The organism is Providencia sp., from assembly GCF_052096715.1.
Lineage (GTDB): Bacteria > Pseudomonadota > Gammaproteobacteria > Enterobacterales > Enterobacteriaceae > Providencia.
On record NZ_JBQDNB010000020.1, the window covers coordinates 66,333 to 77,404 of the forward strand.

Annotated in this window: 12 protein-coding genes; 7 read left to right on the forward strand and 5 right to left on the reverse strand. The window is 38.2% G+C overall.

Features of this window, described 5'->3' with window-relative positions:
* Nucleotides 1-174 precede the first annotated feature (174 nt).
* The 5 genes from ACTH6U_RS15000 (at nucleotide 175) to zinT (ending at nucleotide 4,525) form a co-directional block, all read left to right on the forward strand.
* Nucleotides 175-1,512 (forward strand): cytochrome ubiquinol oxidase subunit I, encoded by a 1,338-nt coding sequence (locus ACTH6U_RS15000; RefSeq protein WP_336431056.1) that lies wholly within the window; start codon nucleotides 175-177, stop codon nucleotides 1,510-1,512.
* Nucleotides 1,502-2,512, forward strand: coding sequence for a cytochrome d ubiquinol oxidase subunit II (gene cydB / locus ACTH6U_RS15005; protein WP_441829077.1), 1,011 nt, complete (start codon nucleotides 1,502-1,504; stop codon nucleotides 2,510-2,512). The genes ACTH6U_RS15000 and cydB overlap by 11 nt, the downstream gene beginning before the upstream one ends.
* Entirely contained in the window at nucleotides 2,469-2,648 is a 180-nt protein-coding gene (locus tag ACTH6U_RS15010) for a DUF2474 domain-containing protein (protein WP_434718845.1), read from the forward strand. Before cydB ends, ACTH6U_RS15010 begins: the two co-directional genes overlap by 44 nt.
* Before the next feature lie 162 nt (nucleotides 2,649-2,810).
* Entirely contained in the window at nucleotides 2,811-3,650 is an 840-nt protein-coding gene (locus ACTH6U_RS15015; RefSeq protein ID WP_434718844.1) for a siderophore-interacting protein, read from the forward strand.
* A 221-nt stretch (nucleotides 3,651-3,871) separates the two neighbouring features.
* Entirely contained in the window at nucleotides 3,872-4,525 is a 654-nt protein-coding gene (gene zinT / locus ACTH6U_RS15020; RefSeq protein ID WP_441832531.1) for a metal-binding protein ZinT, read from the forward strand.
* Nucleotides 4,526-4,617: 92 nt separating this feature from the next.
* Here the strand turns inward: zinT and phoH are convergent, their stop codons facing one another.
* The 4 genes from phoH to ACTH6U_RS15040 form a co-directional block, all read right to left on the reverse strand.
* Nucleotides 4,618-5,403, reverse strand: a complete 786-nt coding sequence (gene phoH / locus ACTH6U_RS15025; RefSeq protein WP_441832532.1) for a phosphate starvation-inducible protein PhoH — start codon at nucleotides 5,401-5,403, stop codon at nucleotides 4,618-4,620.
* A 589-nt stretch (nucleotides 5,404-5,992) separates the two neighbouring features.
* Complete coding sequence (locus tag ACTH6U_RS15030; protein ID WP_441832533.1) at nucleotides 5,993-6,976, reverse strand: endonuclease; 984 nt, start codon at nucleotides 6,974-6,976, stop codon at nucleotides 5,993-5,995.
* Nucleotides 6,977-7,269: 293 nt separating this feature from the next.
* On the reverse strand, nucleotides 7,270-7,740 hold the full coding sequence (locus tag ACTH6U_RS15035) for a threonine/serine exporter (protein ID WP_336431058.1): 471 nt from the start codon (nucleotides 7,738-7,740) through the stop codon (nucleotides 7,270-7,272).
* Nucleotides 7,731-8,540, reverse strand: a complete 810-nt coding sequence (locus tag ACTH6U_RS15040; RefSeq protein ID WP_441832538.1) for a threonine/serine ThrE exporter family protein — start codon at nucleotides 8,538-8,540, stop codon at nucleotides 7,731-7,733. Before ACTH6U_RS15040 ends, ACTH6U_RS15035 begins: the two co-directional genes overlap by 10 nt.
* A 197-nt stretch (nucleotides 8,541-8,737) precedes the next feature.
* Between ACTH6U_RS15040 and ACTH6U_RS15045 the strand changes: the two genes are divergently transcribed.
* Complete coding sequence (locus tag ACTH6U_RS15045) at nucleotides 8,738-9,367, forward strand: TetR/AcrR family transcriptional regulator (protein ID WP_441832534.1); 630 nt, start codon at nucleotides 8,738-8,740, stop codon at nucleotides 9,365-9,367.
* Between the two features lie 8 nt (nucleotides 9,368-9,375).
* Here ACTH6U_RS15045 and ACTH6U_RS15050 read toward each other — a convergent pair whose 3' ends face one another.
* A complete protein-coding gene (locus ACTH6U_RS15050; RefSeq protein ID WP_441832535.1) occupies nucleotides 9,376-9,708 on the reverse strand; it encodes a hypothetical protein in 333 nt (110 codons plus the stop codon).
* Between the two features lie 169 nt (nucleotides 9,709-9,877).
* On the opposite strand from ACTH6U_RS15050, the gene ACTH6U_RS15055 reads away from it, so the two are divergent.
* Nucleotides 9,878-10,960, forward strand: coding sequence for a site-specific integrase (locus ACTH6U_RS15055; protein WP_441832536.1), 1,083 nt, complete (start codon nucleotides 9,878-9,880; stop codon nucleotides 10,958-10,960).
* The last annotated feature ends 112 nt before the right edge of the window (nucleotides 10,961-11,072 follow it).

The window sequence follows — 11,072 nt, forward strand, 5'->3', positions numbered from 1 at the left end:
ACACTTTCACCTGACTTTTTTTAACTATAAGCACAAAACGTTTTGAATGAGGCTGTGCTTTTTTAACAGCCTAACGAATGCAATGAACCTTTATGCTAGGGATGAGCGACGACATTGCTAACGCAAACATTTTAAATGCCGCGTGCACATTACCAATACCTTTCAGGGGTCAATATGTTTGGACTTAGTGCGCTGGAGCTAGCCCGTATACAATTCGCTTTTACGGTCTCGTTCCATATTATCTTCCCAGCTATTACCATTGGGCTTGCTAGTTATTTAGCAGTGCTTCAAGGTTTATGGCTAAAAACTCGTGATACTGACTATATAAAACTGTTCCATTTTTGGTCAAAAGTTTTCGCTGTAAATTTCGGAATGGGTGTTGTTTCTGGATTGGTCATGGCATACCAATTTGGCACCAATTGGAGTTTCTTTTCCGATTTTGCAGGCAGTGTAACCGGACCATTATTAACCTATGAAGTTCTCACCGCCTTCTTCTTAGAAGCAGGTTTTCTCGGTGTAATGCTATTTGGCATGAATCGCGTTGGCGAAAAACTTCATTTCTTTGCAACCTGTATGGTGGCACTCGGAACGATAATTTCAACATTCTGGATATTGGCATCAAACAGTTTTATGCAAACACCACAAGGATTTGAAATTATTGATAATCGCATCGTTCCTGTAGATTGGATTGCGGTTATTTTTAACCCTTCATTCCCTTATCGCTTGCTGCACATGACAACAGCTGCATTCTTAGCTGCCGCCTTTTTTATTGGTGCATCCGCTGCATGGCACTTGCTAAAAGGCAACAAATCATCAGCAATGAAAAAAATGTTCTCCATGTCATTATGGCTGATCCTTGTATTAGCACCATTACAAGCACTTATTGGTGATTTTCATGGCCTTAATACCCTAAAACATCAGCCCGTAAAAGTCGCTGCGATGGAAGGACATTGGGAAAATAAACCGGGTGAAGCAACACCGCTGATCCTATTTGGTATTCCAAATCAACAAACGGAAACCACAGACTACGCCATTAAAATACCTTATCTTGCTAGCCTTATTTTAACCCATAGTATTGATAAACAAGTACCTGCGTTAAAAGAATATGCGCCAGAAGATAGACCAAATGTATTTATGGTGTTCTGGTCTTTCCGCGTAATGGTCGGTCTTGGTCTATTAATGATAGCTGCTGGTGTGTGGAGTGTTTGGCTGCGTTATCGTAAAAATCTATATGAATCGAAAACATTTTTACGTTTTATGTTTGTCATGGCGCCATCTGGACTCATCGCTATCCTAGCAGGTTGGTTTACGACTGAAATAGGAAGGCAACCTTGGGTAGTCTATGGATTACAGCGGACCTCTGATGCGGTAAGTGCTCATGGGGAAATGCACATGAGCATTAGCCTAATCGCTTTCTTTGTGGTTTATGGCGGTGTTTTTGGAATTGGCTACATGTACATGATGAAATTAATTCGTAAAGGTATCGCGGAGGATCAACCCCATGGGCATTGATTTACCACTTATTTGGTTTGTCATTATCGTATTTAGTATGTTGATGTATATCGTCATGGATGGATTCGATTTAGGCATTGGTATTCTCTACCCTGCACTAAAAGATAGTCAAGACCGTGACTTAATGATGAATAGCGTTGCGCCAGTGTGGGATGGCAATGAAACCTGGCTAGTTCTTGGCGGTGCTGCCTTATTTGGCGCTTTTCCATTGGCCTATGCAATTGTACTAGATGCGCTATCAATTCCCCTCACTTTCATGTTACTAGCGTTGATTTTCCGTGGCGTAGCATTTGAATTTCGCTTCAGAGCTGATGAATCTCATCGTCGTCATTGGGACCATGCTTTTATTTGGGGTTCGATTATTGCCACTTTTATGCAAGGGATCGTTGTTGGCGCATTCATTCAGGGATTCCATGTCGAAAACCGCGTATTTATGGGTGGATATTTTGATTGGTTCTCACCATTCCCATTATTTTGTGGTTTAGGTTTAGTTGTCGCTTATGCCCTACTTGCTTGTGGTTGGCTGATTATGAAAACTGAGGGGCATTTACGCCGTACAATGTACCGTGTTTTACGCCCATTAACCTTATTCATGGTTACAGTGATCGCGGCAATTAGTTTATGGACCCCCATTGTCAATGAGGCGGTGTTTGAACGTTGGTTTTCATTGCCTAATCTGTTTTTCTTCTTACCAGTTCCATTATTGGTTATAACTTGTACATGGCTAATATTCAAAAGCGCAAAGCGTCAACAACATGACAGCATTCCTTTTTTAGCCGCATTACTATTGATTTTCCTTGGTTTTACAGGTTTAGGTATTAGTATTTGGCCAAATCTTATTCCACCAGCAATTAGTTTCCGTGATGCAGCAGGGCCATCAGAAAGCCTAGGCTTTATGCTAGTCGGCGCATTATTTATTATTCCTGTTATTTTGGTTTACACCTATTGGAGTTACTATGTCTTCAGAGGAAAAATTACCCCAGATCAAGGCTACCACTGATAATCTAGTCATCTCCCCCTGGTGGAAGAAACTGGGCTGGATGGTGGCAATTTGGCTAGGCAGTGTATTAGCACTATTTGCATTTTCTTCCGCATTTAGATTACTGATGACCGCCGCTGGAATGAAAGTAAAATAAATATTCCTGATAAATACCGCACTCATAAAAGGTGCGGTATTTTTATCTGAAAATACATATAGTTCTTTTTTAATTTGAATGGTTATACTATTTCAATTCATGATATGATAATGATAACAATTACCATATAATAATATTATCATTTGAAAAAGGAGACCGTCCGTGGCTACAGAAAACCCCGTCGAAAAAAATATATACCGCCCGGCGCCACCACAGCTCATTCAAGTTAAATCCATTATTGATGTAAGCCCTTCAATCCGCAGCATTACCTTCACGGGTGAAAAATTAGCAAACTACCCGACAGATTGTGAAGGTGGACACCTTAAAATTTTTCTTGCCCCCGATTTAAAAAGCAAACCGACATTACCTGTCTTAACAGAAAAAGGTCGCAGTTGGCCAGAAAATGAACCTCGCCCTCTCGTACGCACTTATACCGTTCGGGCCATTCGTCCACAAGTTAGTGAAATTGATATTGAATTTGCAATGCATGATGGCGCTACTGGCCCTGCATATCTTTTTGCCCGTGATGCTAAACCGGGAAATTGGATGGGAATAAGCAATCCTGGTGGGCCAGATCCACTATTACCGATTAAATCTCAATATTTTATGGCTGGCGACTCAAGTTCTTTGCCTGCTATCGCATCATTACTAGAGAAAATGCCTGCTAGTGCACAAGGAAAAGTTGTTTTACGTCTCGACAGTCAAGGAGATGTACGTGAATTAACCAAACCTGCCGCTGTTGAAGTGATTTGGATTTGTGGCAATATCAGTAAAACAGCTGAACTAATTAGTACATTTAAATCATGGGATATTCCCACTAGTGATGCTGCATTTTGGATCGCAGGTGAAGACCAAATTATTCGTGAGTTACGCCGTTTTATTAGGCGCGAAAAAGGGTTTGGTCGTGATGATATTTACGCTATTCCATACTGGCGCCATGGTTATGATGAAGAAGGTTATCACAACCAACGTCATGAAGTTATGGATAACCCTGACGACTAGCCTACATCAATTTAACGTATCAATTAATCGGCCGTGTTTATCTCGGTCGATTATCTTTCATTATCTTCTAACTCTATTTTAATCCAAATCTATTCTTCCCTATTTTAATTCAATAGCCATTTCATCAATAAAAAACTTTCCCTACACGCAATTGTTATGTTATAACGTTTCAATTAATTATTCACATAACAAAATCATTTCAATAGACGGGGAAAATACCAGTGCCTAAAAATAAACTGTTAAATATCACACTAAGTGTCTCTCTAGCCCTTGGTAGTTTTAGTGTATTTGGTCATGGGTCACATAGTCATACACATCCTCAATCTGAAAAGGCGATACAGGCATCGAAAGGAATTTTTGAAGAAAGTGATGTAAAGGATAGGCAATTAAGTGACTGGCAAGGTGTCTGGGAGTCAGTCAACCCATTACTACTTAATGGAAAACTTGACTCTGTTTTAGAACACAAAGCAAAAAATAATAAAGACAAAAGCGTTGAGGAATATCGTCAATATTATAAGCAAGGTTATGCAACAGATATCAATAATATCGGCATTGAAAATAACGTCATTGAATTTACCGAGAACGGTGTAGTAAATTCATGCCATTATACTTATTCAGGGTATAAAATACTTAATTATATCTCTGGTAAAAAAGGGGTACGCTACCTATTTGAATGCCAAGATGCAAATTCAAAAGCACCTAAATATATTCAATTTAGCGATCATATTATTGAGCCTCAGCAGTCAGGTCATTTCCATCTTTATATGGGAAATGAATCACAAGAAAAATTATTAAATCAGCTTGATAATTGGCCAACTTACTACCCCTACTCTCTTACGGATGAACAAATTGTTCATGAGATGCTATATCATTAATTAAGCAACACCCCATAATAAATATGCCCCTATTTATTTACTAGGGGCATATAAAAGTAAAACGCTGCAGTAGTAGATTAGATCGTTATAAATTAGTTGTTATAAGCTAATAACGCCTTATGACAAAGTTGCGATCTGACGCAATCATCAATAGTGAAGTTCACCATCGATACCATTTCATCACTGCTAAAACGTTGCAATGCATCAGCAAGCCCCGATGATACACCTTCAGGTAAATCACATTGAGTCACATCGCCGTTTACAATTACCGTTACGTTCTCTCCCAATCGAGTTAAAAACATTTTCATTTGGGTCACAGTGACGTTTTGTGCTTCATCTAAAATCACTATCGCATTTTCAAACGTTCGCCCTCGCATATAGGCAAAGGGAGAAATTTCTACTTTAGCAATTTCAGGGCGTAAACAATATTGTAAAAATGAAGTTCCTAATCTTTTCACCAGAACGTCATATACAGGGCGAAAATAAGGTGCAAATTTTTCGGCCATATCCCCCGGTAAAAAACCGAGATCTTCTTCGGCCTGTAAAACGGGTCTCGTGACAATAATTTTACTGATATCCTTATTAATCAGTGCATCTGCCGCCAATGCGGTACTGATATAAGTTTTACCACAACCAGCTTCACCATTTGCAAAGATCAGCTGCTTATGTTTAATCGAATTAATATAGAGCTTTTGCGCTTCATTCCGTGGCATTATTGGGCTACCATCACGGCGTTCTTTTGCCATACCAATAGGCTCAATGCCTGTGAAATCAGCAAAAGAAGTGACGTTATTCATATCAAACCTACCTGAACGTTCTTTACGTGATGTACGTTTTGTTTCGCGACGTGCCTTTATTGCAGCTTTTTGTCTACTCATAATATTAATCCTTTCATGTATCAGTGATAGTCAATTCAAATGGTGAACGATTAAAAACACTGAGGAGCTCCCTTCAAGCTCATGATGTAAGACATAGAGTTTAAAAAAACCAGTTTGCAGATAATAAAAAAACCGGTTAACAATCTCACCATGACAATTCCATGATGGAGTGATAACCGGTCTTGCTTGTTAGCTAACAAATACCTAGTTTCCATTAGTTTCTCCTTGAAGGTGATACCCGTAAACTAAAGAATCTGTATGACATTACTATGACAAAATAAATTTTTTTATCACAAAATACTGGCTTAACGATTATTTAACTGAAACATAAGCCACAGTACGCATTGATTATAAATATAGCGCAATATATTTTTTTAATGCAACATTTTTTTAACAAAAAAACATTATTTATGTTCATATAAAGCTTAATCGTTCAAATAAAATACATAAATAATAGCTAGATTAAAAAATGTCTATTGTTTGACAGCGCTATGAAGTAAATAAAAGATAACAAATCGAATACCTAAGCTGATTAATGCGCCTAGGTAATTTTATCTATTACCTACTTATATTTTTTATAACGTCACTATTAACGCGGTTTACAATTACCTGCTAATTGATATCCTGCTTTTTGTGCCGCTAATTCGTTATCAAATAATACCGCATTTTTCTCAGCTGTTGTTTTAAAGCCACCACAATGAGACAAATGGTATTTTTTTGAGTTTTGATTTCCTTTCACTTGATTATTTTGTGGACTAACTTTATTAAGTTGAGTTGTCTTAGGCTTTGCAGTCACTAACGTATTTTTCACGCCTTCACCACTATTTTTATGCCCAATTGACCATATTTTATCGCCTGTTACAAAGCCATTATGATGCCCCATAACTTTTGCAATGCGCGCATCTCGCAGCTTTTCCCATTGATTAACAGGATATTGATTATTCCATGCCATTAATAATTGCTGTTGTTGCCGTGACATAGATAAATTATAGCGATCATGCATATAAAAATAGACCCGTGCGACTTGCCCTTTCACTTCATCACGTGGCTCAAATACTTTTTCTTTAAAATCAACTCGACTACGACACATTCCATACGGATACGATACATTCGCCGCTAATTGTGCAAAACTAAAATTACTGCGATCACCATTAACCTCTCCGATTGAAGGTGCCAGATTATACATATCCGCCTCCATTTGACGGAAAGTCTCATCAGTAGATACACAATTTTTACGTCCACCATTTTGCCAACACTGTCTTTGATGACCGAATACCCACGCAGGGACAATATGTTCCCATTCTATTCGTTGAGCACGGCTTTGCTGTTTACGTACCTGATAACCACAAGACGCTAAATCGACTTGTCCGCCACTTTTTCCGACCCACTCCCACTGACAGCCACAATACAAAGTACCTTCCCCTTGATTATGTTGATCAAAATACACTTTAGTTTTACTTAAAACTTTAGCGTCAGTGAACGAACTCGGGGCTGCATTCAAAGAAAATGAAAATAAAAACAATAAGATAGATAGCCCCGTATTGAGGCATTTAAGCAAACTCAGCTGTTTCAAAATAACACCATTAATCAGAAAAAAAGCAAATAATTAAGTTGAAGCGTTACATTTTCATATAACAATACAACGACTGCCATAAGATAAACGCTATTTTTATGAAATATAAGCTTTTTTGATATTAATGGATACTCAATTTTATTAAATAAAATACACTCTCAGAATATGTCCATCTTAAATAGAAAATGTAAATAAGCATTGTAAATAGAATACATAACAGTCTAACTAAAAATAAAACAAGACCGTAAGACTTCTAAATGTTTAATATAAATTGATGTTTATAAGCATAAAAATCATACGCTTGGTCTTTTACGATATATCCACAAACCCGGAAGCGATATTCCAATTGATAGCGCTCCTACAATAAACGAGGCATTCAAAAAGTTAGTAACTAATGTTTCAACAAGTTCAGGGCTATAGCCAAAATGTGATATTTTAACCACAGAAATCATTGCTACATAGGCACTTATCCCTGGAAACATAGGTATAACAGCAGCGACGGTAAAAACTTTTGGGTGCGCAAGCCACCATCGAGACCACTGAATACCAATCATTCCAACGAGAATTGCTGACAAAAAACTCGCCCACTCAATGTGCAACCCTAAGGTCATTAGCACCATTCTTGAACCGTGGCCAATCGCACCGAGCAACGCGCAATATTTTAAGGCTCTAATTGGCACATTAAATACCATAGCAAAACCAACTGCGGGTATTGCTGCCAAGAACATATCAGCCAATAATGCAAAAATGAAATTCATGCCCATTCCCTTAAATTCCACACAACCATAGCCAATACAACCCCAATACAAGTTGATAATGTTAATAAGCTCGCCATTGCCCAGCGCGCTAATCCCGTATTAACATGGCCTTTAAACATGTCAGCGACTGCATTAATTAAAGGAAAACCCGGTACTAGTAGCAGTACACTTGCAGCCATTGAAATCGTTTCTGTTAATACAAAATAAGGAATTTTCAATAATAAACCAGATACCGATGTCGCAACAAAAGCGGTAATACAAAAATTAATTAATGGATTCATTTGGTGAGATGTTAAAACTTGCCTTATATACATAGCACAACTACTTGCAATAAAAGTAATCAGAGCGCTCTCCCAACCGCCACCATTTAACTGACTAAAACAAGCACAAGATAAACCAACCATTAATACCATAAGCCAACGTGGATACCGCAACGGCTTAATTGATGCTAATTTCTTTTTTAATTGTTTACGGTCAAGCAAATGATGCTCAACTAAAATAACGGCATGCTGTACTTCAGTAACCACATGCATATTAATACCGCGATCAATAATACGACGAGTAGAAGTTAAACAGCGCCCGTCAATAATCGTCGTTAATACGAGTGAGTTAGATGAAATTGCACTATCAACTTGGCTCGCGCCTAATGCAATCCCCAAACGCGTGGTTAGTTGTTCAACCAGCATACTCTCAGCACCATGCTGCAATAGAAGTAGGCCGCATTCAATGCACAGTCGAGTGATTTCTCTTTGTACATTAACAACAATATCATTCGTGATCGAAGTCTCTAATACACATTCCTTCATCATACCCCCCAAAGTTAACAAAATTCTGATATTCTCTTAAACATGTTAGTCTCTATATGTATCATAGAACTAAATAACAGCTTAGATGATGATCTCTTTCAGGTAAATTAATCAATTAAGCGACTATTTCTAAACTATTTTGCTAGACTGAGCAGCACTATTTTCTTCATAAATTAGCATGCTAGGATAAATATTCCATGAGTAGCCTATTAACCGCCAAAACCCCTAAAGGTCAGCGCCGAAATAAAGCATTAATCACTGCCGCCGCTGAAGTGTTTCTACAATATGGGTTTGAGGGGACGACTCTGGATATGATTATTGAACGTGCAGGAGGTTCTCGCTCAACGTTATATAAAAATTTTGGGGATAAAAAAGGGTTATTTGCTGCCGTTATTGCGCATATGATAGATGAAATTTTTGATGAGCCAGAAACTAAAGCGCCTATTTCAAAAAATATTGAAAGCGTACTCTCCTTTTATGGTTCCCGATTTTTACTCAATGTTATTAAACCCCAATCTATCGGCCTTTATCGCCTTATTCTTGGCGAATATAACCGGTTCCCAGAAATAAGCCATGCTTTCTTCGAACAAGGCCCAGTCAAGAGCTATCGATTATTAACACAAAAGCTTGCCACACTACCCGATGTCAATATTGATGAAAATATATTATTAAGTATTTCATCTCGATATTTAGAAATGCTTAAAGCAGATGTATTTATTACCACTTTTTGCGTTGCCGATTTTACGCCTAGCGATGAATTTATCGAACAGCAAATAGCCTTATCTGTTGATATCATCGCCAGCTATATTCGCAAAATAAGCAGTTAATAATTTATTTATGAAAGTAACTTTCTAGCACGCTCCTGCGCCATTAATGCATCGGTTTCAAGAAAAACCTCTGGCCCATATAATGCAGATAACATAGGAGCAAGACGTTCCATTTCGTCCTTATCACTTCCATCTGGCTGTAAAGTCACTACCATCGCTCGGCAATATTCCATCATTGGCTCTTTCGCCTGTTTTAACCAACGGCGTACATACTTCATTCCCTCCATATCTTCAGCTGACGGTTTACCTTTTGGAGCAACGGGTGGATAAACAAGGGCAAACTGTTCTCTTTTTGATAATAAAAGATCCATTTCTTCTAACCATAAACGTGTTTCATCCATAGAAGATGGGAGGCACATAAAAACATAAATATAACAATATCAATATATTCAATTAGTTAACCAATTATCACGATATTTGAATATGTTTATTTTGGCTTTTTTATGCTCATTTTGGTATGTTATTCATTACTCAGCACCCCTCACAGCACCCCCAGAATGGAGTTAAAAAATGGCTTACTATAGCGTAGAAAAGCGCCCTAGAGCTGACGGAACTGTTAAGTATAGATGCACAGTCGGCGTTAAAGAAGGTGGAAAATACATTTATAGAGAAAATAGAACCTTTAGTAAGGCCGCGATGGCTAAGTCATGGGGAATTAGGAGAGTTGTTGAAATTGAGCAATCAGGGCTACCAAAACCAGACTCTCCTTCAAAAATTAAAGTGGGTGAGTTAATTCAGATGTATTTAGATGAGCCTGGTCTAGGCGGAAAGGCTGGCACAACAAAGAAATACGTTCTTAGCTCTCTATTAAGGTCGTCACTGGCAGATATTTACTTATCTAAGTTATCTGTAAACGATGTTATTGAGCATTGTAAACTAAGACGAGCATCAGGTACGGGCCCCAATACTGTCAGTCAAGATGTAAGTTATTTAACTGTCACTCTAGATTCAGCCAAGTCAGTCTTTGGAATTAATTACACTGATAATCCCGCCAGAGACTCTAAGGTAATATTAAATCAAATGGGGGTGATAGCTAAATCAAATGTTCGCAGCCGCAGACCAACGAAAGATGAAATTCAATTAATTCTTGATGCCTTGAAGGAGCATGAAAAGCGCAAACAAGTTCAAATACCATACAGCGATATTTTTATGTTTTCGATATTATCTTGCATGAGGATTGGCGAGGTTTGTAAAATTAAATGGACTGATGTCGATTATTCCACTCGCTCTGTGGTTGTTAAAGACAGAAAGGATCCTAGAAAAAAAACAGGCAACCACATGGTCGTGCCGCTATTGGGGGAGTCTTGGGATATCCTAAATAAACAAAAACCAAAAGGTGATAGAATATTCCCTTTTAACCCAGCATCAATTTCAAAGGGGGTTCGTATCGTAAAGCAATCGCTTGGAATTGAGGATTTACGCTACCATGACCTGCGCAGGGAGGGTGCTAGTAGATTGTTTGAGGCGGGGTTTTCTATTGAGGAAGTAGCTCAAGTAACAGGGCATAAGTCATTAAATACACTATGGCGCGTATATACCGAATTATTTCCACAAAATCTTCATGATAAATATAACAAATTAACCAGCAAGTGATCTAAATGCGCCAACTACTCGAGCTGGCGCATCAATTTTTATTGTTCTGCTATTTGTTCTGCCGCTTCCTGCTCTGCCCTTTCAACTTCCTCAGCAATACGCTCAGCCTCTT